24 protein-coding genes are annotated in these 24,499 nt (G+C 65.8%); 11 read left to right on the top strand and 13 right to left on the bottom strand.

The window, feature by feature from the left end; all coding sequences use genetic code 11:
* Positions 1 to 27 precede the first annotated feature (27 nt).
* Complete coding sequence (locus tag WS87_RS18260) at positions 28 to 528, top strand: Lrp/AsnC family transcriptional regulator (RefSeq protein WP_059818441.1); 501 nt, start codon at positions 28 to 30, stop codon at positions 526 to 528.
* 204 nt (positions 529 to 732) lie between these two features.
* The gene (poxB, locus tag WS87_RS18265; protein WP_059818440.1) at positions 733 to 2,454 is read left to right on the top strand and encodes a ubiquinone-dependent pyruvate dehydrogenase; all 1,722 of its coding nucleotides are present in this window, start codon (positions 733 to 735) and stop codon (positions 2,452 to 2,454) included.
* 22 nt (positions 2,455 to 2,476) lie between these two features.
* On the opposite strand, the gene WS87_RS18270 is transcribed toward poxB, so the two are convergent.
* Entirely contained in the window at positions 2,477 to 3,394 is a 918-nt protein-coding gene (locus WS87_RS18270) for a LysR family transcriptional regulator (protein WP_059818439.1), read from the bottom strand.
* Positions 3,395 to 3,514: 120 nt separating this feature from the next.
* On the opposite strand from WS87_RS18270, the gene WS87_RS18275 reads away from it, so the two are divergent.
* Together WS87_RS18275 and WS87_RS18280 are read left to right on the top strand one after the other, a co-directional pair.
* Positions 3,515 to 4,498 carry an aldo/keto reductase gene (locus WS87_RS18275; RefSeq protein ID WP_059818438.1) on the top strand — a complete coding sequence of 328 codons (984 nt, stop codon included), beginning with the start codon at positions 3,515 to 3,517 and terminating at the stop codon, positions 4,496 to 4,498.
* 222 nt (positions 4,499 to 4,720) lie between these two features.
* Positions 4,721 to 5,311: a class I SAM-dependent methyltransferase gene (locus WS87_RS18280; protein ID WP_059692532.1), complete on the top strand. Its 591-nt coding sequence runs from the start codon at positions 4,721 to 4,723 to the stop codon at positions 5,309 to 5,311.
* A gap of 57 nt (positions 5,312 to 5,368) precedes the next feature.
* Here the strand turns inward: WS87_RS18280 and WS87_RS18285 are convergent, their stop codons facing one another.
* Positions 5,369 to 6,508 carry an acyltransferase family protein gene (locus tag WS87_RS18285; protein WP_059818437.1) on the bottom strand — a complete coding sequence of 380 codons (1,140 nt, stop codon included), beginning with the start codon at positions 6,506 to 6,508 and terminating at the stop codon, positions 5,369 to 5,371.
* Between the two features lie 431 nt (positions 6,509 to 6,939).
* Here WS87_RS18285 and WS87_RS18290 point away from each other — a divergent pair, with 431 nt between their 5' ends.
* Together WS87_RS18290 and WS87_RS18295 are read left to right on the top strand one after the other, a co-directional pair.
* Positions 6,940 to 7,320 (top strand): hypothetical protein, encoded by a 381-nt coding sequence (locus WS87_RS18290; RefSeq protein ID WP_059818436.1) that lies wholly within the window; start codon positions 6,940 to 6,942, stop codon positions 7,318 to 7,320.
* 104 nt (positions 7,321 to 7,424) lie between these two features.
* The gene (locus tag WS87_RS18295) at positions 7,425 to 7,991 is read left to right on the top strand and encodes a hypothetical protein (RefSeq protein ID WP_059818435.1); all 567 of its coding nucleotides are present in this window, start codon (positions 7,425 to 7,427) and stop codon (positions 7,989 to 7,991) included.
* A 30-nt stretch (positions 7,992 to 8,021) separates the two neighbouring features.
* Here WS87_RS18295 and WS87_RS18300 read toward each other — a convergent pair whose 3' ends face one another.
* Entirely contained in the window at positions 8,022 to 8,897 is an 876-nt protein-coding gene (locus WS87_RS18300) for a LysR family transcriptional regulator (RefSeq protein ID WP_044848057.1), read from the bottom strand.
* A gap of 161 nt (positions 8,898 to 9,058) precedes the next feature.
* Here WS87_RS18300 and WS87_RS18305 point away from each other — a divergent pair, with 161 nt between their 5' ends.
* Both WS87_RS18305 and WS87_RS18310 read left to right on the top strand, forming a co-directional pair.
* A complete protein-coding gene (locus WS87_RS18305) occupies positions 9,059 to 10,378 on the top strand; it encodes a DUF3422 family protein (protein ID WP_059818434.1) in 1,320 nt (439 codons plus the stop codon).
* Positions 10,379 to 10,408: 30 nt separating this feature from the next.
* A complete protein-coding gene (locus tag WS87_RS18310; RefSeq protein ID WP_059818433.1) occupies positions 10,409 to 10,609 on the top strand; it encodes a hypothetical protein in 201 nt (66 codons plus the stop codon).
* 47 nt (positions 10,610 to 10,656) lie between these two features.
* Here the strand turns inward: WS87_RS18310 and WS87_RS18315 are convergent, their stop codons facing one another.
* The 5 genes from WS87_RS18315 to WS87_RS18335 are packed head-to-tail and all read right to left on the bottom strand — an operon-like array spanning position 10,657 to position 17,240.
* Positions 10,657 to 12,669: a phospholipase effector Tle1 domain-containing protein gene (locus tag WS87_RS18315; RefSeq protein ID WP_059818432.1), complete on the bottom strand. Its 2,013-nt coding sequence runs from the start codon at positions 12,667 to 12,669 to the stop codon at positions 10,657 to 10,659.
* Between the two features lie 15 nt (positions 12,670 to 12,684).
* Positions 12,685 to 13,140, bottom strand: coding sequence for a DUF3304 domain-containing protein (locus tag WS87_RS18320; protein ID WP_059818431.1), 456 nt, complete (start codon positions 13,138 to 13,140; stop codon positions 12,685 to 12,687).
* Between the two features lie 17 nt (positions 13,141 to 13,157).
* Positions 13,158 to 13,664, bottom strand: coding sequence for a DUF3304 domain-containing protein (locus WS87_RS18325; protein ID WP_236873252.1), 507 nt, complete (start codon positions 13,662 to 13,664; stop codon positions 13,158 to 13,160).
* Entirely contained in the window at positions 13,642 to 14,691 is a 1,050-nt protein-coding gene (locus tag WS87_RS18330) for a DUF4123 domain-containing protein (protein ID WP_082750627.1), read from the bottom strand. Before WS87_RS18330 ends, WS87_RS18325 begins: the two co-directional genes overlap by 23 nt.
* Entirely contained in the window at positions 14,688 to 17,240 is a 2,553-nt protein-coding gene (locus WS87_RS18335; RefSeq protein WP_059818430.1) for a type VI secretion system Vgr family protein, read from the bottom strand. The genes WS87_RS18330 and WS87_RS18335 overlap by 4 nt, the downstream gene beginning before the upstream one ends.
* A 254-nt stretch (positions 17,241 to 17,494) precedes the next feature.
* On the opposite strand from WS87_RS18335, the gene WS87_RS18340 reads away from it, so the two are divergent.
* The gene (locus WS87_RS18340; RefSeq protein ID WP_059818429.1) at positions 17,495 to 17,929 is read left to right on the top strand and encodes a GNAT family N-acetyltransferase; all 435 of its coding nucleotides are present in this window, start codon (positions 17,495 to 17,497) and stop codon (positions 17,927 to 17,929) included.
* 16 nt (positions 17,930 to 17,945) lie between these two features.
* Here the strand turns inward: WS87_RS18340 and WS87_RS18345 are convergent, their stop codons facing one another.
* On the bottom strand, positions 17,946 to 18,842 hold the full coding sequence (locus tag WS87_RS18345) for a LysR family transcriptional regulator (protein ID WP_059818428.1): 897 nt from the start codon (positions 18,840 to 18,842) through the stop codon (positions 17,946 to 17,948).
* A gap of 122 nt (positions 18,843 to 18,964) precedes the next feature.
* Between WS87_RS18345 and tam the strand changes: the two genes are divergently transcribed.
* Positions 18,965 to 19,750: a trans-aconitate 2-methyltransferase gene (tam, locus tag WS87_RS18350; RefSeq protein ID WP_059818427.1), complete on the top strand. Its 786-nt coding sequence runs from the start codon at positions 18,965 to 18,967 to the stop codon at positions 19,748 to 19,750.
* A 36-nt stretch (positions 19,751 to 19,786) separates the two neighbouring features.
* Here the strand turns inward: tam and WS87_RS18355 are convergent, their stop codons facing one another.
* Positions 19,787 to 20,377 (bottom strand): GNAT family N-acetyltransferase, encoded by a 591-nt coding sequence (locus WS87_RS18355; protein ID WP_059818426.1) that lies wholly within the window; start codon positions 20,375 to 20,377, stop codon positions 19,787 to 19,789.
* A 296-nt stretch (positions 20,378 to 20,673) separates the two neighbouring features.
* Here WS87_RS18355 and WS87_RS34270 point away from each other — a divergent pair, with 296 nt between their 5' ends.
* Positions 20,674 to 20,964, top strand: a complete 291-nt coding sequence (locus WS87_RS34270; protein WP_059818425.1) for a hypothetical protein — start codon at positions 20,674 to 20,676, stop codon at positions 20,962 to 20,964.
* Here the strand turns inward: WS87_RS34270 and WS87_RS18365 are convergent.
* From WS87_RS18365 to WS87_RS18375, 3 genes are all read right to left on the bottom strand, one after another.
* A complete protein-coding gene (locus WS87_RS18365; RefSeq protein ID WP_059818424.1) occupies positions 20,925 to 23,375 on the bottom strand; it encodes a phosphocholine-specific phospholipase C in 2,451 nt (816 codons plus the stop codon). The genes WS87_RS34270 and WS87_RS18365 overlap by 40 nt on opposite strands.
* Positions 23,376 to 23,479: 104 nt before the next feature.
* Positions 23,480 to 23,617, bottom strand: a complete 138-nt coding sequence (locus WS87_RS34275) for a hypothetical protein (protein ID WP_223960215.1) — start codon at positions 23,615 to 23,617, stop codon at positions 23,480 to 23,482.
* A gap of 167 nt (positions 23,618 to 23,784) precedes the next feature.
* Entirely contained in the window at positions 23,785 to 24,465 is a 681-nt protein-coding gene (locus WS87_RS18375) for an HAD family hydrolase (RefSeq protein WP_059818422.1), read from the bottom strand.
* Positions 24,466 to 24,499 lie beyond the last annotated feature (34 nt).

The following is a 24,499-nucleotide window of genomic DNA, read 5'->3' on the forward strand; positions in this document are numbered from 1 at the left end:
TGATTCGCAAAAAGTACGGGAGACGCAATGAAATTAGATCGTGGAAGCGCATTGCCGACCGATACGCCGCCGGTGCTCGACCGCATCGACCGCGCGATCCTGCGGCAGTTGCAGCAGGACGCGTCGATCTCGAACGTGAGCCTCGCCGCGAAGGTGAAGCTGAGCGCGCCGGCGTGCCTGCGGCGCGTCGAGCGGTTGAAGGAGATGGGGTTGATTCGCGGCATCGTGGCGCTGCTCGACCCGAAGCCACTGGGTGCCGGGATGCTGGTGGTGATCGGCTTCGTGCTCGATCGTTCGACGCCGGAGGCGTTCGCCGAGTTCGAGAAGGCCGCGCAGAAGGTGTCGGGGTGCGTCGAATGTCACGTGGTGACCGGCGAATTCGACTACTTCATGCTGGTGCGCACGCGCGACAACGAGAGCTTCAACCGCTTGCATGCGGAACAGCTGCTGTACCTGCCCGGTGTGCGGCAGGTGCGCTCGTTCATGGTGCTCAAGGAAATTCTGTCGACGCATGCGCTGCCGGTATAGCGCATCGCGATGTGGTCGGCCGCGCACGCTGCGTTGAACGGCATGCGTCAACCGAAGAGGAGCGCACCTGGCCGCGTCGCCGCGCATGACGCCCGCGTCGTCACGACGCCGCGCGGCACGATCGCGTATGCTCGTCCCGTCAGCGGCGACGGCGGCTGCCGTGGCCGAATATCGTGTGACGACCGATCAACGAGCGAGGGCATGATGGCTAGACAGACGATGGCGGAATACCTGGCGAAGACGCTGGCGGCAGCGGGCATCGAGCGCATCTGGGGCGTGACGGGCGACAGCCTGAACGGGCTGTCGTTCAGCCTGAGCCAGATCGGTTCGATCCGCTGGATGCATACGCGGCACGAGGAAAGTGCGGCGTTCGCGGCCGGCGCGGATGCCGCGTCGACCGGACGGCTCGCGGTCTGCGCGGGCAGCTGCGGCCCCGGCAACCTGCACCTGATCAACGGCCTCTACGATTGCCACCGCAATCACCAGCCGGTGCTCGCGATCGCCGCACACATTCCATCGACCGAGATCGGCCTCGGCTATTTCCAGGAAACCCATCCGCAGGAACTGTTCCGCGAGTGCAGTCATTTCGCGGAACTCGTGACCAACGCATCGCAGTTCCCGCGCGTGCTCGCGCGCGCGATGCGCACCGCGATCGAGGAACGCGGCGTCGCGGTGATCGTACTGCCGGGCGACATCGCGCTCGGCGACGGCCCGGACGAGCTGCCGGCGTGGAGCGACTCGGCGCCGCCGTCGATCCTGCCGGCCGACGCCGATCTCGACCGGCTCGCGGCGCTGCTCGATGCGTCGGACGCGGTCACGCTGCTGTGCGGCAGCGGCACGCAGGGCGCGCACGACGAGGTGGTCGAGCTGGCCGACACGCTCGGCGCGCCGGTCGTGCATGCGCTGCGCGGCAAGCAGTTCGTCGAATGGGACAACCCGTTCGACGTCGGGATGACGGGGTTGATCGGCTTCAGCTCGGGCTATCACGCGATGGAGTCGTGCGACACGCTGCTGATGCTCGGCACGGACTTCCCGTACCGGCCGTTCTATCCGACGCATGCGAAGATCGCGCAGATCGACTGGAAGGGCTCGCAGCTCGGCCATCGCGCGCCGCTCGCGCTCGGGCTCGTCGGCACCGTGAAGGAAACAATCGCGGCGCTGCTGCCGCGCCTCACGCGCAAGACGCAGCGGCGCTTCCTCGAGAATGCGCTGAAGCATTATGCGGCCGCGCGCAAGGGGCTCGACGATCTCGCCGTGGCCGAGCCGCCGGGCCGCGCGATTCATCCGCAATACCTGACGAAAGTCGTCGACGACGTCGCGGCCGACGACGCGATCTTCACGGCCGACGTCGGCACGCCGACGCTGTGGGCCGCGCGCTACCTGACGATGAACGGCAAGCGCCAACTGCACGGCTCGTTCAACCACGGCTCGATGGCGAACGCGATGCCGCAGGCGCTCGGCGCGCAGGGCGCGCATCCGGGCCGGCAGGTCGTGTCGCTGTCGGGCGACGGCGGGCTGTCGATGCTGCTCGGCGATCTCTTGACCGCGCGCCAGCTCAACCTGCCGATCAAGATCGTCGTCTACAACAACAGCCTGCTCGGCTTCGTGTCGATGGAGCTGAAGGCGGCCGGCTATCTCGACACGAACGTCGACCTGAGCCCGACCGACTTCGCGGCGATCGCGAAGGGCGCGGGGATCTTCAGCGTGCGTGTCGAGCATTCGGAGAACGTCGAGCATGCGCTGCGCACGGCGTTCGCGCACGACGGGCCGGCGGTGGTCGACGTCGTCACGTCGAAGTACGAACTGGCGATGCCGCCGAAGATCGAGATCGCGCATGCGAAGGGCTTCAGCCTGTTCATGCTGCGCGCGATCCTGAGCGGGCGCGGCGACGAGATCGTCGAGCTCGCGCGGACCAACCTGCGGTGAGGCGGCTGGGCGGGGCGAACCATCAGTTGTCCGACGCGTTGCCCGCTGCATCCGTCCATTCACGCACCGCCTCTACGAACAACCGCAATGCCGCCGGCGGATGCCGGTTCGCCGGATAGTAGAGGCACAGGCTGTCGAACGTCTGCTCCCATTCGGGCAACACGCGCACGAGCCGGCCGTCGGCCAGATGCTCGGCGACGCGCGCGTGCGTGACCCACGCGATGCCGATGCCGGCGAGCGCCGCGTCGACCATCAGGCTCAGGTTGCCGAGCGTCATCGGCCCGTCGACGTCGACGCTCACGCGCTTGCCGTCGCGCGTCAGGTCCCATCGATAGAGCGCGCCGCTTTCGAAGCGGAACCGGATGCACCGGTGGCGCGTGAGGTCCTGCGGCGTATCCGGCGCCGGGTGTCGCGCCAGGTAGTCGGGCGACGCCACCGCGACCAAGCGGACCGCATCGCCGAACCGCACGGCGATCATGTCGCGCGGCACGTCCTCGCGCACGCGGATGCCCGCGTCGAAGCCGTGTTCGACGATGTCGATCATCCGCGAATCGACGACGAACTCCACATGAATGTCCGGATAGCGCGCGACGAAGCCGGGCAGCACGTGCCGGATCAGCGGGCGGGACGCGGATTCCGACGCGCTGATCCGGATCTGGCCGGACGGCCGGTTGCGGGCGGTCGCGGCGTCGTTCATCGCGTCCTCGAGATCGGCGACCGCGGGCCGCACGCGCAGCAGCAACTGTTCGCCGGCCTCGGTCAGCGCGACCGAGCGGGTCGTGCGGTTGAACAGGCGCACGCCGAGCCGCGCTTCGAGATGGCGGATCGCGTGGCTCAGCGCCGACGGCGACACGCCGAGGATGCGGGCCGCGCCGCTGAAGCTGCGCTGTTCCGCGATCGTGATGAAGGTCGTGAGTTCGCCGAGGCCGGTGCGCAGCATTGATGAAATTTCCTCAATAACGCATGAAATGGTACGCCGATTGTTGAGGCGTATCCATCAACCTACACTCGCTTCCTCGGCATCCCGTCGATCGTCTTTACCTTTCAGCAGGAGAAATTCATGCAAAAGCGCATGCTTGGTAAGAGCGGCCTCGAAGTCTCGGCAATCGGGCTCGGCTGCATGGGATTGAGCTACGCCTACGGTCCGGCCACCGACAAGGCGAGCGGTATCGCGCTGATTCGCACGGCGTTCGAACGCGGCGTGACCTTCTTCGATACGGCCGAAGCGTACGGTCCGTTCGTCAACGAGGAACTGGTGGGCGAGGCGGTGGCACCGTTTCGCGACCAGGTCGTGATCGCCACCAAGTTCGGTTTCGAGAACGGCGAGCCGATGAAGGGCGTCGACAGCCGGCCGTCGACCATTCGCGCGGTGACCGACGCAGCGCTCAAGCGGCTGAAGGTCGACCGCATCGATCTGCTGTATCAGCATCGCGTCGATCCGAACGTGCCGATCGAGGATGTCGCGGGCACCGTCAAGGACCTGATCGGCGAAGGCAAGGTCGCGCACTTCGGGCTGTCGGAAGCCGGTGAGCAGACGATTCGCCGCGCGCACGCTGTGCAGCCCGTCGCGGCGCTGCAAAGCGAGTATTCGCTGTGGTGGCGCGAGCCGGAGGAGCGCATCCTGCCGACGCTCGAGGAGCTCGGCATCGGCTTCGTGGCGTTCAGCCCGCTCGGCAAGGGTTTCCTGACGGGGGCGATCGACGCGAACACGACGTTCGATGCGACCGACTTCCGCAATCTCGTGCCGCGCTTCTCGGAAGAAAACCGCAGGGCCAACGCGGGCCTCGTCGACCTGCTCGGCCGGATCGCGGCCGACAAGGGCGTGACGCGCGCGCAGATCGCGCTCGCGTGGCTGCTGGCCCGCAAGCCGTGGATCGTGCCGATTCCGGGCACGACGAAGCTGCATCGGCTTGACGAAAACATCGGCGCGGCCGCGGTGGTGCTGACGACCGACGAATTGTCGGCGATCGAGATGGCGCTGCGGCAGATCACGATCGTCGGCGAGCGGTATCCCGCGCAGTTTCAGCAGCGCGTCGACCGCTGATCGGGCCGCCATCGATTGCACGGCCCGCATCGGTGACGCAATCAGGGACAATCTTCACGTCGCCTTAAGTTTGCATTTCCTAGAATCGATTGATCGCCGCGCGAGCGCGGCGAACCGATTCTTCAGGAGGATGCACGTGAAAGAACCCCGTGTCGTCGTAGCCCTGTTGCAGGCAGTCATTGGCACGTCGAAGCCGAACGCGCAACCGCGCAAGGTCGGCCGATGACCTGGCCGAACGCGTTGCGTGTCTCGGCACTGTTCGTGCGCGAGTGGGTCGGCCGCCCGGCCGCGGTGGGCGCGTTGTGCCCGAGTTCGCGGCATCTGGCGCGCGAGATGGCCGATGCGGTGCCCGACGGCGACGGACTCGTCGTCGAACTCGGCGGCGGCACCGGCGCAATCACCGCCGCGTTGCTCGAACGCGGCGTCGCGCCACGGCGCCTCGTCGTGGTCGAGCGGTCGCCGGCGTTCGTGCAGCACCTGCGACGCCGCTTTCCCGGCATCTCCATCGTGTCGGGCGACGCGCGGCAGCTCGAGCGGCTGCTGCCGCCCGACGCGGCGGTCGATGCGATCGTGTCCTGCCTGCCGCTGCGCACGCTGCCGCGCGAGGACGTGACGGCGATCGTCGGGCAGTGCGAGCGCGTGCTGTCGGTCGACGGCGTGATGATCCAGTTCACCTACGATTTGCGCGTGCCCGAGCGTCACCCGCTGCGCGATCCGGCATTTGTTGCCGACGCCAGCCGGATCGTGTGGGCAAATATTCCGCCTGCGCGCATCGTCACGATGCGCAGGGCCGCCATCGGACAGGTGGCGTGATGTCCGCATCGTGGCGCGCTTCCTTTCATCGACCCTGCGGATGCCGTCGGTCGCGGTTCAAGTCGCGGCGTCCGGCATGCGCGCCGCGGGTCGCGACGCGGCCCGCCGGATGATGCGCTCGAGCGGCGTCGCGTAGCCGCGCGCGACGGCCGCGCTCAATCCGGCCGACAACACCAGATACGCGACGAGCAGCAGGAGCTTGCCGTCGCCGTGCATGGTGGCGGGCGGCCACACCGTGCGCAGCGCGCCGAGCGCGATCAGATGGAACAGGTACAACTCGTAGCTGAGCCGGCCGCTCCAGCGCAGCGGCGCGAGCGCGCGGCCCGGTGGTGCTCGCTCGCCGCGGGCATGCGCGCCGATCAGCAGCACGGCGGTGCCGAGCGCCATCGCGGACACGCCGGTCACATGGCTCTGCGCGATCGGCCACGCGAGATAGAGCACGGTCATCGCGATCGCGGTCAGCCATTGCACGGGCGCGTCCGCGAGCCGCCGCCAGCCGGCGCGTCCGGCCAGCAACGCGGTGCAGCAGCCGATCGCGATTCCGTCGAAGCACGCGAAATACGCATACAGAAACCCGCCTTCGTCGCCCGCATGCGTGACGCGGTACACGGGGCCGATCGCGACGACCGCCAGCCAGAACGCGAACAGCAGCGCGTCGCGGCGCAGGGCGATGCACAGCAGCGGAAACGACAGGTAGAACACCTCTTCGACCGACAGCGACCAGAGCACGCCGAGCGCGTAATTGACCCATCCGTACGTGCCGATCAGCACGTTCATCCAGAACGTCAGCGATGCGAGATTGACGAGCCAGAACGACACGGCGACACCCTGCGGCGCGTGGTTCGCGAAGATCGGCACGCCGGCCGCCGCCAGCCCGTTGACGAGGGCGAGCAGCAGGAGCAGGCACGGGACGATGCGCGCGATGCGCGACACGTAGAACGCGCGCACGTCCATCGCGCCGAGGCTGCCCCAGCGGCGGCGCGCATTCGACGTGATCAGGTAGCCGGAAATCACGAAGAACATCGTCACGCCGTAGTTGCCGTTGCGGACCACCGCATGCACCGCGTCCCAGCCGAGCATGCGCGCGACGGACGTGTCGCGCAGCGAATACGGGATGTTGAAGTGATGCAGCAGGACGAGCAGGATCGACACGCCGCGCAGCACGTCGATCCGGGCATTGCGCGGCCCGGCGCTCATTGCGGCTGGCCCGGTCGCGCGCGAGACGGCCGCGCAGCCGGGAACGTGTCGCGTGAATGCGGGACGGCCTCGGGTTGGGCGTCGTGCAGCGTGGGGCGCCAGATGTTCAAGCGGGACTCCATCGGATCGGGAACGGGGCGAAATGCGTGCGATGCAGGCGGGCCAACCGGAAGCGGTGGAGCGTGCGTGCCATGAAAGCGCCGTCCGGCATCGAGGACGCCGGGCGTCACGGTGGCACCAGTGTATCGGCGGATCGTCGGCGATTGTCCTGTCAGCGTTGACGGGGCGCACGCAGCGCAACCCGGCCGGTATGCGCCGCTGTTCCGGCATGCCATTTTTTGCATTGCAAAGCCGTTTTTTTGCACGGTATTTATGCCGCGCCTTCTAAGCTCGGGATGTGTCCAACAGCCAGGACGCTCTCCGTCCGCGCCATGACCTTCATCCATCCCGTACCCGAATACGACATCGCCGGCCGCCAGCTGGGCGCCGGCGCGCGCACGACCGTCATCCCATTTCCGCAGCCGCGCCCGCGCCTGCGGTTGCCCGTCACGCTGACGGCCGACACCGGCGCGCTCGCGCACGCCCGGCTCGCGGCGTTGCTGCATTCCCCGCTCGGCGTGTATGTGGTCAGCGCGCGTACCGTGCGCGACGTGATCCATGTGGAATTCGACATCGCGTCGGAGGATCTCGACTTCACGCTGCATATGCTGATCGCGCAGCAGGTCGATGCCGTGATCGGTCCCGTTGCCCGCCGTCTGCGCGTGGCGACGCAGGATCGTCCGGCCGGGGAACGCCGATTGCTCGTACCGTAGGGTTCGCCGCCGATTCGCCGGCCATCGTGCCGTGGGCGGTCGGTCGCGGCGAGCGTTTGTGCGCCGCGTCGCACGCGGCGCCGGCCCTTGACAGGGAGGAATCCATGCACCTCATGGAAGAAGTGCAGACCACGCGTCCGGCAAGCGGCCGCGTGCGCGTGGCGACGTTGCCGTCGGGCACGCAGCTGGCCCTGCAGTTGCGGGTGACCGTGCGCGCGGCGGACGTGCTGCTGCGTCAGGCGATCCGGCTGCCCGATCGCCATCAGTGGTCGGTCGACCTCGAACGTGTCGACGCGGCCGGCGGACCGCTGGCCGCCTGGGATTCGCACGTGACGCTGCGCATCGCGAAGACGTTCGCGCCGTCGGCCGATGCGATTGCGCGCGCCGGCGATCCGGACCAGGTTGCGGTCGACATTCGGCTGTTTCTTCCGGAGCAGGCGTATCTGGGCGAGCAGCGCGTCGGCATCTTCGGCCGGCGGCACGGCAACCGGTTCGGTGCGACGCTGTCGGTGACGGCCGGGTCGCAGTGGGGCGGCCGGCGTACCGAATGCATTCCGCCGGCCGGGAGGCATGTGCATGGCGACACGCTGGAGGCGCTCGTCGACACGATAGCGGGCATCGTCAACGCGGCGCTGCTCGCGGCCGGCCATCCACGGCCCGGCGGCTCGTGACGGCGCAGGCGGCGCGCGTCCGGCCGCGGCTCAGGCGTCGCCGGTCTGGCCGGTTTGCCGCTGCAGGTCTTCCATCAGTTGTTCCGCGAGAAAGTCGCACGGCGGGCGCTTCGATTTCGTGCTGCGCGCGAGGATCAGCTCGAGCGGCGGCAGATCGGGCAGCCCGTGCGAGCGGCCGAGCATCGACAATTGCGCGGGAATCGCGCAGCGCGCGAGCGGCGCGACCGCAAGCCCGGCCTCGACCATGCTGAGCAGCCCGAGCAGGCTCGGGCTTTCATAGGACGTGCGAAACGGCAGCTTCGCGCGTTCGAGGCTGCGGATCGCGTTCTCGCGCGCGACGCTGCCCGGCATGAACACCGCGATCGGCAGCGGCCGTTCTTCCCATACGCGCGGCCCGTTCGTCATCGCGGCCCACGCCATCGGCTCGTGGCGGATGAAGTCGCCGGACAGCCCCTTGATGCGCGTACCGCACACGAGATCGACGGTGCCGTCCTTCAGGAGCGGCGCGAGCGCGCTGCTCGGCAGCCCGATCACCTGGATCTCGACCTTCGGATAGGTCGCGGAGAACTTCTTCAGCACCGACGGCAGCAGCGACGACGCATAGTCGTCCGGCACGCCGATCACGACCTTGCCGGTCACTTCCGGCCGCACCACGGCCGCCCACGCCTCGTCGCGCAGCGCCAGCATTCGTCTGGCGAATCCCAGCAGCACCTCGCCTTCGCGCGTCAGCACGATGCTGCGCGGCTTGCGCACGAACAGCGGCCGGCCGATCGCGTCCTCGAGGCTCTTGATCTGCATGCTCACGGCCGATTGCGAGCGGTTCACCGCCTCGGCGGCGCGGGTCATGTTGCCGGTTTCCGCGACGGCGACGACGGTGGCCAGCACGTCGTGATCGAGCATCTTCATCGGTATCAGGAAAACTGAATGTAACGATCAGCATTATGCGTTTTTATTGTCGCTGTGTGTCTGCCATAGTGGCATCGAGCCAGCCGTGTCGTTCGATGCGGTGCGGCTATCACGCCGGCGTGCCCGGCACACAGCGTTGAACAGGGAAGAGTGGTGTACCGATGATCGATCATCCGTTGCGCGCCGCACTGGCCGCGGAATTGCATGCCCGGCCGTTCCTGCGGCTCGCCGAGGCCGTGTCGCTCACGCACTACGCGATCTACGCGGACGGCCAGCCCGACATCCACGAAACGCTGCTGCACGCGCTGTGTCGCGACACCGGCATTGCCGTGCCGCAGGACGGCGCGACCCATCATGCGGTGCAGTCGCCGTGCGGCTGGCATCTGAAGTGGGAGCGACACACCGAATTCTCGACGTTCACGTTCGTCGCGCCGCGTCGCGACACCGGCTATTTCGACGATCTCGCGATCGAAGGGATTCCGGCCGCGTGGTTCGCGCGGCTCGCGGGTATCCGCTTCGTCGCGGTGCGCATGGAGTTGCTGTCGGGCGATGCCGCGCGGCTCGTGTGCGGTGACATGCGCCGCTGGATCGACGGGCCCGCGCTCGTCGGCAGCAACGTGCTGGGCGGCGGCAAGGTGTTTTGCGACTGGCACGTGCGTGACGACGGCTTCATGCGCTTTCTCGTCGTCGACGAGGATTTTCGCGAGGAGCAGGGCGGCCGACTGCTGCAGCGCCTGTATGAAATCGAGACGTACCGGATGATGGCGCTGCTCGCGTTGCCGGTCGCGCGGCGGATGAGCCGCGAGCTCGACGAGATCCATGCGGCGCTGCATGCGCTGATGCAGCGGATGGACGCGAGCGGCGCCGACGGCGACGACGCGGCCTTGCTCGTGAAGCTCACGCATCTCGCGGTGCGGGTCGAGGCGCTGTCGGGGTCCGGCGGCCGCTTCAGCGCGTCGCGTGCCTACGAAAAGCTCGTGCTGGCGCGCATCCACGAATTGCGCGAGGAGCGCATCGAAGGGATGCCGACGATCGCCGAGTTCATGGAGCGGCGCTTCGCGCCGGCAATGGAAACCTGCCGCAGCGTGTGGGCGCGTCACGAGCAGATCGCCGCGCGGATCGCGCGCGCGGTCGACCTGTTGCGCACGCGCGTGAATCTCGCGCAGGAAAAGGACGTGACGCGCTTGCTGGCCGGCATGGAGCGCACCGCGCGCAATCAGCTTCATCTGCAGCACGCGGTTGAAGGATTGTCGGTGGCAGCCATTTCGTACTACGTGCTGTCACTCGCGACAGCGGCGTTCAAGGCGCTGCACGTGATGAACCTGCCGGTCGATCCCGAACTGGCGGAAGGCTTGCTGATCGCGCCGGTCGTGTTCGCGGTGATTCACATCACGCGGCGCACGCGCGCGCAACTTGCACGGTCGGAGGGCGCGCATGACGGCGCACCCGTGCAGGCAGCGGCGTTGAAACAGGCAAATTAGAACATCGACGACATATCAAAAGGAGTGGAGATGACTTTTACGCAAACGCAACCCGGGTTCTTCAGTGGCCTCGACGCATTCGACGAGCCGGTATGGGACGAAGCCGGCGCGCCGGAGGAGGCGCGTGTGACGTCGTATCAGGCCGTGCTGCAGGAGCCGATGACGTCGCTCGTCGGGAATACGATCGATCGGCCGGATGTCGCGGCGGTGGCGATTCTCGGGTACAACTGACGCGGGTTGAATGAGAACGGCACCCGGTCGCGTGCGCCGGGTGCCGTTCAGTCGCCGGAGAGATCGCCGATCGACGCACCGTGCGGGATCTGGCCCGACGTGACTTGCCGGATGTACTCGTCCTGCGCGTCCTTGATGTCCTTCGATATGTTGCCCATGACCTTTTTCACGTAGTCCTTTGCTGTGTCGGTCTTGCGCGCCATCCAGCCTTTCTCCTCGATTTCGCGAAGCTGCATGAATACGCCGTCGCCAAGCGACACGTTGTTGAGTCGCGTGATCGTGTTGTGAACGAAGTTGTCGAAGAACGCGATGACTTCCGGTGACAGTTTCGGCGGATGCACCCATGCTGTGGCCAGGGCGCGCACCGTCTTGTCGGAGATGTTGTCGACCGTGCGGCGCTCGCCGAACGTGAACTGCGGAACCTTGGAGTTCGGGTCCTGGCTCTTGTAGTACCAGTCGCGGCCTTCGTAATTTGGCAGACCGCCGCCATTGGGGAAGATCGCGTTGTAGACGTCGGCGTCGACGGTGTTGATGAACAGGTTGTTGCCGGCGCTTTCGTGCGCCGTACGATCATGGACGTGACGGGCCCAAGACACGAACAGTTTTTGATGTTCGAGGAAATTGGCCTCGAGCGTGCCGGTCGATTTCGGCAGCATGGCTGTGTATGCGCCGAAAAGGTCATTGACGTTGAGATCCTTGCCGTTGACGTTGACGGTCTTCCGAAAATCGAATTCGCGTGCAGCCATCGGCGAAATGGCCCGCAACTTCGCGAGCGGCAGCATCGGTACGCCGGCCGACCAGGCGCTGTCCAGCATGTTTCGTGCAGATACACGCGCGAGTTCGGCTGATTTCTGATCCTCTCCTTCGACGAATCCGCCGCCGACATCCGACTGGCTGCCGGGATAGACGATTTCCCGAAGATTCGCATTGTCGGGTGACTTTCTCGGCGAATCCAGATTTTTGTAAAAGCGCAGCTCGGTCGCGGCGACGTGGTGGACGATCGACTTGAATTCCTTCTGGATATCGAATTGACCGAGCGATTGCTTGGACAGCGCGACGAAAAGGCTCAATCCCTTGATGCTGAGGCTGGCGACCTTTCCCTCTCCGGGAACGACACCCAGTACCGGTGCGACGACTTTGGTGAAGATTGAATCCGCGTAGGACGTCGATACGCAATCGAAGAGTCCCATGAAATCGAACTGAACCTCGATCTCGTCAAAAGTGATTTTTCCATCCTTCTGCTTGCAGATTTTTCCGATCAGTTCGTTCGCGAACTTCCGCGCAATAACGCCACCACGGTCATATCCGAAAAGCGATACGCGGATGCGCTTGATTTCACGCTTGTCGGTTGCTCGTGCGTGTTCGACGTTGCTCTTGAAATCGGCAATCGCCTTGTTGACGCGTGCATCGAAACCCGTACCCATATAACCGGCCGCGAATTCACTGTCCCGGACAACCGGAACGGAGTCTGCCGCGATCGTCACGGTGGCCGGCAGCAGATCGACGCCTACCTTTTTGAGTGTCAGCGATTCCTTGATCTTGCCTCGTGCGGTTTCGCCTGCATGATCCAGTCCGTCCAGGATGGACGATTTTCCCCGCGAGAGCAGGCCTTTGTCCGCAGGGGAGTCGCGAAACCGTTGGCCGATGTCGGCGGCGATTTTCTTGCCCGGGTCCTTGATCAACTTGCCGTCGGCTTCCTTGAGCAACGCGGCGCTCGCGTCCGTCAAGACCTTCTTGGCGGTGCCGACTGTTTGCACCGACAGGTCGCGGCCCATGCCTTCGTAATACATCTTGTAGATACCGAACTCGTCGCTGCTGTCCGCATGCGCGTTGAAGAGGCGAGCGATATTCGATAGCCGATCGGTGTCTGCCATTCCCTGCGCGAAACCATCGAAGAAGAAGCTCTGATAGATCTCCTGATTGCAGCGGAAGCACGGACTTGGCGGATCTGCGGGCAATTGCGCGCTGACACTTGCGGCGCGTGCGGCGCGGGACGCCGCGGCGCCGGATTCGGATTGACTTTGCGTGGCGCCTTGCGCGGCGGCGGTCTCGTTCGGCATGCTTTCCTCGCTCGGCTAGTTGGTGGCGCCCATGCGCGGCATCGTCGGATACTCGACCCATTGGGCCTCGATCTTGCGGTCAGGCAGGAAATGGAACTCGATATAGCCATCGCGCTTGTTCGGCAACTTCGGGATGGTGATGTCCGTCTCGTAGATTTCCGGCGACAGGTTCTTCGCATCCTCTTCAGGAGTCAGGTCGTACGTGACCTTGAGGTGCCAGGTCTTCTTGTTGCGCGGCACCTCCATGCAACAGACCGTCCCGCCGCCGCCGCCGAACTGGCGGGCGTGCACGCTGCCTGCGCCGAATCCATCGACGACGAAGTTATAGACGCCGCGATCGGTATAGTTGAAACCCACGACGCGATAGGGGCCGTAGCTGGCGGTCTGCGCATGCACCCACCATCCCCCGCCAAGCAGCATTACCGCAACGACGATCGGGTTACGAACGAGGCGGCGAAGAAAATTCAGCATGTCGATGTTCCTGTCATTCAGTTCGTCGCAGACGACGCGTTGCTCGTTGTGTTCAAGTTGCGCAGACCGGTCGGGTACTCGACCCATTGGGCTTCGATCTTGCGGTCAGGCAGGAAACGAAACTCGATATAACCGTCGCGCTTGTTCGGCAACTTCGGGACGGTGATGTTCGTCTCGTAGATTTCCGGCGACAGGTTCTTCGCATCCTCTTCGGGAGTCAGGTCGTACGTGACCTTGAGGTGCCAGGTCTGCTTGTTGCGCGGCACCCGCATGCAACAGACCGTCCCGCCGCCTCCGCCGAACTGGCGGGCGTACACGCTGCCTGCACCGAATCCGTCGACGACGAAATTGTAGACGCCGCGATCGGTGTAGTTGAAGCCCACGACGCGATACGGCCCTTCGCTCTCCGCGTGTGCCGGTGCGTAGCATAAGCTGCCTGCGATCGTAATCCCTGCGGCAATCGCACGACGCATTCCACTCAACATCCCCGCCTCCCGCCGTTCAACCCGCATCTGGCCGCGCATCTTCCGCCGCCATCGCCGCCGGTTGCCGTTCCGCCGCGTAACCCGCCAGCGGATGCCCATCCAGCAGTTCCGCCCACACTTGAGCATCGACATCGTCGAGCGTGGACGACAACGGCGGTGGATCGTCTCCGCGCGCCGCGATCTTCCCGGCAATCGCCGGATACGCATCAAACGCCGGATGCACGTTCATCCCGACCAGCACGAAATACGCGAGATCGTTCTCGTTCGCGAGCCCATGCTGCTCCCGCGCACGTGCAACCAGGTCCTTCACATAGCGAATGCCCCAGCGGTCCGGTACTGCCGACACTGGCGGCAGGAACTCGTCGCGCAACTGGAAATAGAGCGTCTCCGCGAAGCCTTCCCGCGCGAGCGCGTCGTATTGCGTGTCCGTGAACACGATCGGCGTCGCGGCGGGCATGGGTAGCGGTCCTTTTTCCTCGCCCGCCACGGCCTCCCACGGATCGAACCGAAAACGCAACTCGACGAACGCCGCCAGTAATTCGCCGCGTTGCGCGGGCGTAAGGACCGGCAAGAGATTCTGAAGAACCGACGGGTCGTAATAGCGCAGCAACGCCTGACGCGTATCGGGCAACGTGGCTTCGGCAAGCGGATGCAGATAAGCCGCGAGTTCGGACACCGAGTGACTCGTCTTGAGCCACACGACGAGATCCGATTCGCCGCCTGCATTCAGCAGGTCGAGCATCATCCCGCGCGATGCATCGTCGTCTTCCGTCAGATCGAGCAGGAGCGGTCCCATTTCGGGACGTGATGCTTCGAGCATCGTGTCCGGATACAACGATTGCCACGCGATGGTCCGCGCACGAGCCGCGTCGAGCATCGAATCGTCCAGCGCGCCGTCGACGAGCGCGATCAGGCGCAACGGGCGCGTGTGCTCGACTTGCCGCGTGCGATGCCAGTCGCGCAGATCGTCGTGCCGCTGCGCTGCGGTCGTGCGTGGCCATTGCGTCGGCAGCGGCAACGCGCGCGCCAGATCGCGAAACAGCTTCATGGAGGCAGCGTCGTTCATGTCCGGGGTGTCAGTGCGGACTTCATTTTCGCGGCGCTGCGGCGGCATTCCGAACATACGCCTTCGGGCAGGCGTGGCAGCGGATAGTCGAGGCTCGTCGGCCCCGAGAAGCTGTGGTCGCTTCCCTTGAATTCCACCTTGCCGGGGGCATGGATCTCGATGTTGCCGTTGCCGATGCGAATGTATGCGCCGCCGGACGTCAACAGGATCGGCTGCTTCGATGCGACGTCGACCCGTGCCGTGGCGGAGACGACCTTGACGGTCTTCTGCGCGGTGAGCTGGATGTCGTCGTCGTGCGCGCGGATCTCGATCTTGCCCTTGCCGGCGAACCATTTCATCCCCGCGTTCTGCGCGAACAGGCTCACCGAGGAGATCACGCTCGCGATCAGCGACTTTCCGACCGCGAGATGCATGTTCTGGCCGCTGACGACGTTGACATGCTGATCCGCGACCACCTGCACCGACTGCTGGCTGGCCATCCCGATGCCGGCCGGACTGCCGAACAGCATCACGGGCTGCGCGAACGCGTTCGCGTTGCCCGTGCCGCCGCCTGCCGTGCGTCCGCCCGATGCGGCACCGGGCACGCTCTGCTGGGTCGCGTCGGTGAACGTCTTCAGCGCGTCGCGACCGGGTTGCAGCGTGTCGGCCTGATGCGCTTCGCTCACGCTCGACAGCGATTCGAGCAGGCCTTCGCCGCCGATGAGCTGTTGCTGCGCCTCGCGCACGTCGAGCGGCTGGCTCGACACCGTCTGCGGATGCGTCGTCACGTACAGGCCCTGATTCGCGCGCACGGCGCCGTATGCATCGGTCCTGAGGTCGAAGCCGCTGCCGACGTACGCACCGCGGGTGTTGCCGGACTGTTCGATCAGATAGCCGACATGCAGCAGGCTGTTCGCCGTGCTGCTGTAGAGCTGCGCGCGGTTTTGCCCGGTCGCGTCGTCCATGACGAGCTGGTTGTAGCCGCCGCCGGCATATTCCTTCGAGCGGAAGCCGGACAGCAGGCCGTCCGTGTGCCACTGCGGTTTGGTCGCGCCGTTGTAGAGCCGGGCCGTGACGATCGGCCGGTCGCAGTCGCCGGACATCCAGTCGACGACAACCTCCTCGCCGATGCGGGGCACGTGCACGCTGCCGTATCCGTCACCCGTGTCCGACGATGCGACGCGCAGCCAGCACGATGCGCGCTCGTCGCCTTCGTTCAGGCGGTCCCAGTGGAACCGGACCTTGATCCGGTTCAGTTCGTCGGTATGCACTTCCTCGCCCTTCGGCCCGGCGACGGTCGCGGTCTGCAGGTGCATCTCGGGCTTCGGATGCTCGAACGGGCTGCGAAAGGGCACCGTCTGGCGCTGCGCCTCAATCTCGACGAGATAGAAACCCTCGCTGCCGTCGGCGTGGCGTACAGCCATCGCGGCGGCCGCGTCGCCGAGCTGTGCCTTCATCGCGTCGAACCGCGCGGCCAGCCCGTGCGGAAAATGCGTCGGCGTGGCCGGGATGTTGTTCCTGATCCACCAGACCGTCTCGACGATGGCGAACCGGTTGGCGTCCTGTTCGGCGGGCGGATGGGCAGGATGGCTGGTCAGCTCGAACACCTGGCCCGCGTCGATGCCGCGCATGCCACCGATCCCGTGGAACCGCTTCGCGCGCGATTCCCATTCTTCCATCCGGATAGTCGATTGGCGGTTGCCGTCACCTTGTGCGCCGTACGTATAGGCGCCCGTATACGTGTAGACCTCGGCCTGGTCCGGCAGGTCGCCCTGGTTCGGCCGGGCCGGGATGTCGGTGCTTTTCGGATTGAGCGCGGAGCCGGGCGACTTGTAGTCGAACGTGCGCGTCGTGTAACGGCTGCTTTGCAGTGTGCGCGTGCCTGACCACTGGACCAGCGCCTGGGTCTCGTCGCTGGCGGCCGCGCGCTGGAACGGCACGCGGGACGATACCGCGGCGGGCAGCGAGTGGAGCGAATCGGTGATCACCAGCGTATGGTGGGAGCCGTCCGGGGCCTGCTCGAAATAACCGAACAAGCCTTCGTCCTCGAGCAGGCGGTGGACGAAATGCCAGTCGTCCTCGAATTGCATGCAAAACGAACGATTTCGCAGCGGCGTGGAGAGTGCAAAACGGAACATCCCGCCGGCTTGCGGATGCTGATTGAATACGTCGGTAATGATTTCATCGGCGGTGCGATCCTGCCAGATGCGCTGGTCGCGGCGATACCGCAGGAAGCCGAGCCACGACATGAAACGGATCTGGTATGCGGTGATGCCGCCGTCGAAGCCGAGCCGGCGCGCGGTCTGCACGTAGCCGTGCCACGGCAGGTAGGCGTCGCCTTGCTGTTCGACCCATAGCGTGACCGGCTGCGCGATCAGCTTCTTCAGCTCGATGTTGTCGCGGGTCGAGACGGCATCGACCGTCATCGTGAATTCGCGGCCGAGCCGCGATACGCCGTGAACCGTCTGGGGCAGCAACACGTTCTGGCCGAGCGGGGTATCGAGCCTGAGCAGGCGACCTTGTTGAAACAGGCCGCCGCCGATTGTGCGCACGAGTTCTTGTGAATTCATCGCCGTGGCCCTCTTGGATCGAGAACGACGAGTGGGCGTCTCTCTCCGCCGGATTTATCGTAGGAATGCTCTTGGTTGGCGATTTTACCGGATAAATCGGAACATTTCGGCATCCAGATGACGGCTTGTATATGGGGCCATAGTCAGCTGATGGCGTTCTTCGTGAAGACGCTGCCGCCGAACGCGCTATAGTCGCCCGACGCCCGTCACGAACACTGCACGTTCGGCGGCTCATTCACGCACGTCTCCATTCCATGACCGCGCATCCCGCCGTTTCCCTTCAGCTCACCGACACCGAACAACCGGCTGCCCGCGATTTCATCAGCCGCAAGCTCGGCGAATTCAACCACGCGATGACGGGCCGCAGCGACACGGCAGCGCTCGACGTCTACGTGACCGATCCCGCGACCGGCGAGGTCCTGGGCGGGCTCACCGGCCGAACGTCGCTCGGCCTCTTCTTCATCGACCTCTTTTACTTGCCGGAATCGCTGCGCGGCGGCGGCTTCGGCAGCAGACTGCTGCGCGAGGCCGAAGCGGAAGCGAAGCGGCGCGGATGCGCCCGCGCGGTGCTGTACACGATTACGTTCCAGGCGCCGGATTTCTACCGGAAGCACGGGTACGAGGCATTCGGCGAAGTGCCGTGCGAGCCGGAAGGGACGGCGCGCGTGTTCATGGTCAAGGCGCTTTGAACGACGTTGCCTGACGTCACCGCCCCGGCGTCGCGCGCTCGACGATCATGTCGTACAGCGCCTGCGCCGCGGGCGACAACTGCGCGGCCCGGCGCTTGACCAGCACCAGCGTGCGCGACACCGACGGCTCGACGAGTTCGATCGTGCGAATCATCGGATACGCGTTCTTCTGGATCGCGAGCTTCGGTACCACGGCGGCGCCGAGCCCTTCGGCGACGAGGCCGAGTGCGGTCGAACTGCGCTGCACTTCGTAGAACGAATGCAGCGACACGCCGCTCGTCTTCAGCGCACCTTCGAGTAGCCCGCGATTTCCGCTCACCTCGCCCGCGAAGATCAGCGGATGCGGTTGCAGCGCGGCCCAACGGATCCGCCGACGCTTCGCGAGCGGATGATCGTCGCGGCAGACGAGCACGTACGGATCATGCGTGAGCGGCACGCTGACGAGTTCGGGGTGCTGGTCGCCCGCGATGCTGATCCCGAATTCCGCTTCGCGGCGCAGCACGGCCTGCAATACCGACGCCGACGCGTGATCGAGGATCTTCACGCGATCGTGCGGCCGGTGCCCGGAAAACGCACGCAGAATACGGGGGAGATACTGAACGCCGACCGTCGGCACGCACGCGATCGTCACGTCGCCGCGCTGGCTCAGGCCCGTTTCGCGGATTTCGGTCAGCGCGTCCGACAGCTCGTTCAGCAGCCGGCGCGCCTGCGGCAGGAAACGCCGGCCGATTTCGGTGAGGGTGGTGCGGCGTGTCGTGCGCTCGATCAGCGCGACGCCGAGAAACGATTCGAGCTTGCGCAGCCGTTGCGTGATCGCCGTTTGCGTGACGTGCAGCGTGTCGGCCGCCTGCCTGAAGCTGCCGCCGTCGGCGATCGCGACGAAAGCCTGGACACCGAGCGTATCGATTTTCATCAGAAATATGAATCAATAACGATATTAAATTCATTTTACTGAAGAACAGCGAGATCGCAGAATGCGCTGCATCGATGGCTGTCGATATCCCGACGCCGTCTACGCCGACCAGGAGGCATACCGTGACGACATCACTCGATCAATACGCCAACCAGTACGTGCGATTCGAAGACGAACGCACGCGGCCCGTGCGCGATCTGCTGGCCGCCGTGCCGGATACGCCGATCCATACCGCGATCGACATCGGCTGCGGGCCCGGCAATTCGACCGAAGCGCTGATTGCGCGCGCGCCCGACGCGACGGTTCGCGGGATCGATGCGTCGCCGGACATGATCGCGGCCGCGCGCAAGCGCCTGCCCGCGCTGCGTTTCGATCTCGCGGATGTCTCCACCTGGGACGATCCGGGCGGCTACGACCTGATTCTGTCGAACGCGGTGCTGCAATGGGTGCCCGCGCACGACACGCTGTTTCCGTCGCTCGTCGGCCGGCTCGCGCCGGGTGGCCATCTCGCCGTGCAGATGCCGGACAACCTCGACGAACCCGCGCACCGGCTGATGCGCGAGGTCGCCGCGGCCGGACCGTGGGCGCACAAGCTGAAGGACGCGGCGCGCACCGAGCGGTTCGACGCGCGGTATTACTACGCGTTGCTGTCGCCGTCGTGTTCGCGGGTGGATGTCTGGCGCACGACTTACTACCATCCGTTGCGCGGCGGGATCGATGCGGTCGTCGAATGGTTCAAGGGCAGCGCGCTGCGGCCGTTCCTCGCGGCGCTGGACGAAAGCGAACGCGACGCATTCGTCGCGCGCTATCGCGACGCGCTCGCCGGTCCGGACGGCTATCCGCTGCTCGACGACGGCACCGTGCTGCTGCCGTTTCCGCGCCTGTTCATCGTCGCGACGCGGAAGTAACGCGAAAGCAGGACCGGGGCTGCGGCTGGTCGTCGGTCAGGACGCCGGCCGCATCGATTCCGGATCGACCGTCCGGCTCTTCGCGGACTGCCCGTCACGCAGGTCCTTGTACCAGAAGAGGGCGACTTCCCCGTCGTTCGCGCCGTCGGCGTAAAGGAAGCGGTCGTGGCCGCCGATGACGAAGCCCGCACGCGCGTACGTGCAGCAGGCCGCGACGTTGTTCGCCTGCGTTTCCAGCCGCATGAAGCCGAACCCGCGGTTGCGCGCCCACGCTTCCGCGGCCGCCAGCAGGAACTGGCCGATCCCTTGGCGCCGGCAACCGCGGTCGACCGCGAGTTCCGCTATTTCGGCCATCCCGTTCCAGCTTTCGGTGATCGCGACGAATCCCGCGAGGCGCCCGCCCGCGCTCGCGCGAAACAGCGCGGTACCGCTGGACGCCTCGCGCGCCCAGCCGGCCGGGTCGAAGCCGTAGTCCTTGCGCCGCACGGGCAGCGCGCGCAAATCGAGCAGATCCTGGTACGGCGCATTCAGCTCCCACGCGATCTCGAACGAAAAGTCGCATCCGTTCAGTTCGTCGGCGGGCAGATCGACCGCCTGTTCGATGCTGATGTGCTCGGCTCGGTCCATGTGTGTCGGTGTCCTGTCTTCAGCGGGATTGCCGGGTATTCCCCCGGGGCGAGCGCCACCGCCTTGCGGTGAGCCGGATCGCGCCCGTTCCTGTTTCGAATTGCTGCGCTCGCACAATGCTTCCCCCGCGGCGCGATTCAACGCCCGATTATGCGGGATATCGGCGGCGTCGCTGCACCGACCTGGAACGGGTATGCAATCACGCCACGCATCGGCGCGGAACGCGATATGTTCAGCGGTGCATATCGAAACGGCGATCGACCGCACCGGCCCATATTCGCCGGCACAGGAGCACGATGTTGAATTCGACGCAGCGGGAAGCCGTCGGCGAAGCGTTTTCGCTCGGCGAGATGCGGCGCGCAAGAATGCACGCGGTCTACAAGGTTGGCAATCTGGGCGATTCCGACGGCGCACCGGCCGCCGGGCTGTGGATCCTCGAAATCCGGAGCGCGCATCCGACGCGGCCGTTCGGCGCGTTCCACGAGGACTTGCTGATGAGAGCCGAGCCGGGCGACGCGCGCCGTGAACGCGCGTCGCCCGCCGCTCGTCAGATGCTGATCGCGACCGGGCCTGCCAGCGGCGTGTAGCCGTCGTCGAAGAGGAACCACGCATCGTACTGGCCCGACGCCAGCGCGCTGTTCGCCGTCGTCGAGAACAGCAGCGAGCCCGTGCTCTTCGGCAGATACGCCCACGACTTGTAGCCGCCCTTGGTCGGTTGCGCGCCGCGCGGGTAGATGCCGACCCAGTTCTTCGGGCTGTGGCGCCATGGCGGCACGACGTAGTCGAACCGCAGCGTGCCGTACGACGAGCCCTGCGACGACAGCGCGGGCACGAACTTCCCGTTCGTATTGCCGATCGCCGAATCGGTCAGCAGCGCGCCTGCTTGCGCCTGCACGCAGCCGGCCACACGGCGCAGGAAGTTCGGGTCGTTCGCGTCGCGGATGCTCGCGTCGTACCAGCCTGAGTCGCCGTACCACGTCACGGCCTGCGTCGCGCCGGCCGGCACGCTGACCGACTGCGGCGTGTTCATTCCGTACGCGTTGTCGACGAGCTGGAACGTCGTCGCGCTCGATCCGGCGGTGTTGTCGAGCGTGATCTGTACGTTGCCGTTCTGCACGTCGTAACAGAGGCTGACTTCGGCCGACGAACCGGTATTTCCCGACGCGCCGACGTTGCCGCGGAACGTCTGCAGGAATCCGTTCGGCCCGTAGACCGAATAGTCGTAGCCGCCGGCCGAGTTCAGCGCGAGCGAATCGGACAGGGTCGTGCACGCGTTCGCGCCGGCGCCGATCGTGTATTGCCGCGGGATCGTGCTGGTGCCGTCGACCCACGCCTGCAGATGCACGCCCGCCGTGCCGGTATTGGTCATCGTCAGCGCGAGCGTCCTGCCGGAGCGGTTGACCTTGCCCTGCACGAAGAACTCGTAAGGCAGCCGGCATGCCGCATTGCGGCCGGTCGTTTGTGCCGGCACAGCGGTGGTGGTCGCCGGCGGGATGATGACCGTCCAGCCGTTCGGGTCCATGTTGCTGGCCGGGCTCGGGATCGCGGGCACCGTCTGGTCGGGATTCGTGAAGTCAAATGCCGACGTGAGATCGCCGCACACGGTGCGCCGCCACGGCGTGATGTTGGTTTCCTGCAGCCCGAAGCGCGTTTCCAGAAAGCGGATCACCGACGTGTGATCGAACACCTGCGAGTTGACCTTGCCGCCTTTCGACCACGGCGAGATCACGAACATCGGCACACGCGGGCCGAGGCCGATCGGCACGTCGCCGCTGGCCGATCCGTCGGACGCCGCGCCGCTACTGCCGACGAATTCGGCCGCGGTCGAGACCGTCGACCGGCCTGTGCCCGCGGATGCGCTGGATGGCACGGCGGGCGGCACGTGGTCGAACAGGCCGTCGTTCTCGTCGTACATCACGAGCAGCACCGTGCTGGCCCAGACTTTCGGATTCGACGTCAGCACGTTGAGGACGTTGCTCACATACCATTCGCCGCCGCTCGCGGCCCACGACGGATGTTCGCAGTACGCGTAGGGCGCGGCGATCCACGATACCTGCGGCAGCGTGTCGTTCGCGACGTCGGCCTGCAACTGGCTGAACAGGCGCGTGTCGTATTCGGTGCCGCCACCCGTCGGGTCGATTTGCGTGCCGTTGAGCGCCGGCGCGAGCGGATCGGTCGCGCCGAGGTTCTGGTACTGCCTGAAGTTGAGGATGACGTTGTCGCCGTAGTTGCCGTTCCACCAGAGATCCTTGCTGGAGCCGTTGTACTCGCCGTAACCGTGCGCGGCATCGAGCCCGTTGCCCTTGTCCTGGTAGAACTTCCACGTGACGCCGGCCGCATTCAGCCGTTCCGGCATCGTGGTCCAGCCGGTGCCGGTCATCGTGTTGGTCGTGTACGGCGTGTAGCCGGGCACGTTGCCGCAGCAACCGGTCCACAGATACAGGCGGTTTGGGTCGGTCGGCCCGAGCATCGAGCAGTGGTAGCCGTCGCACACGGTGAAGGCGCTCGCTAGCGCGTAATAGAACGGGATGTCGTTCTGCGTGAAGTAGTACATCGTGCCGCTGGTCTTCGCGCCGGCCCAGTTGTCGTAACAGCCGTTGTTCCATGCGCTGTGCGTGCCGTTCCAGCTGTGGTCGAGGTCGCCGTAATAGGTGTCGCCGTTCGCGCTGCCGGCCGGCGGCGACGGGTTGAACGGGAACACGTACGACAGCAGCCATGGCTGGCGCCAGACCGGATACCCGCTCGAGATCACGACCGGGCGCGGATCGCCGAAGCCGCGCGCGCTGCGCAGCGTGCCGAGGTAGTGGTCGAACGACCGGTTTTCCTGCATCAGGATCACGACGTGCTTCACGTCCTGGATCGTGCCGGTGACGGTCGCTGCCGGAATCGACTGCGCGCGCAGGATGCTTTCAGGCAGCATGCCGGTGACTGCCGTGGCACCCGCGAGCTTCAGCGCATCGGCCAGGAACTGACGTCGTGTCGTGGATTTGTTTTGCATGTTCGCTCTCTGTCATGAATGGCCGGACGGACTGGCCGGACGCCCCCGCGCTTCAAACGCCGCGCGTTGCGATCGCAGTCACGCCGGACAAGGGCAGGTGCCCGTCAGTGGCAAGCCGTGGCGCAATGCAGGACCGGCGCGGCGGCCGGGCCCGATGCCGATGCGCGGTTCGCGGCGAGGTTGCCGGCCGCGCCGGAATCGCCATCGCCGCAACCGGCCAGCGTGCAAAGGAGCGCGATCATGAAAGCGCCGCGCCAGTGCGGAAAATGACTTTCCTTGCCGACGGGCGGAGCGGAGTGGTCGCGACTCGATTCGAGTCGGATTCCTGAGTGATTGACGTGCGTCGTTCCTGTTCCTGCTTTCATTGCCCCTCCAGAAATGAAATGAACAGCGGAGAATATCGTCCGAATCAGAACAACTTCATGACAGGCCATCCGCGCGTGCCGGCGACGTGCGACAGCCTTGCATCGGGATTGGTCGCGACCGGATGCGTGACGTAGTCCAGCAACGGCACGTCGTTGATCGAATCGCTGTAGAAGTAGGTTCGTTCGAAATCCGACGGTGCGTAGCCGAGCGATTCGAGCCATGCGTTCGTGCGCACGACCTTCCCTTCGCGAAAACTCGGCACGCCGGTGCTGCGTCCGGTGAATCGTCCGCCCGGCGTGCCGTCGTCGGTATCGAGCTCGATGCCGAGTAGATGCTCGATTCCAAACTCGGCGGCGATCGGCCCCGTCACGAACACGTTGGTCGCCGTGACGATGCAGCAGAGATCGCCGTTCTCGCGATGGCGATCGACGAGCGCGCGCGCCTGCGGCGTGATGGCCGGCCGGATCACCTCGTCCATGAATTGCGCGTGCCAGCGTTCGAGCTGGGCCCGCGGATAGCGGGTGAGCGGCGCGAGCGTCACCGCGAGATACGCGTCCATGTCGAGCGTGCCGGCTGCGTAGTGGCCGTAGTGCTCGTCGATCAGCGCCGCGTGCCTGTCGTCCTCCAGCGAGCCGATCCGGGCGATGAAGCGGCCCCAGGCCTGGTCGCTGTCGAGCGGAAGCAGCGTATGGTCGAGATCGAACAGCGCGAGATTCCTGTGCATGTGAGAGTCCTTGTATTGCCTGCCTGCTGGCGTG

Origin of the sequence: Burkholderia sp. MSMB0856 (genome assembly GCF_001524645.2) — a bacterium.
Taxonomy (GTDB): Bacteria; Pseudomonadota; Gammaproteobacteria; order Burkholderiales; family Burkholderiaceae; genus Burkholderia; species Burkholderia diffusa.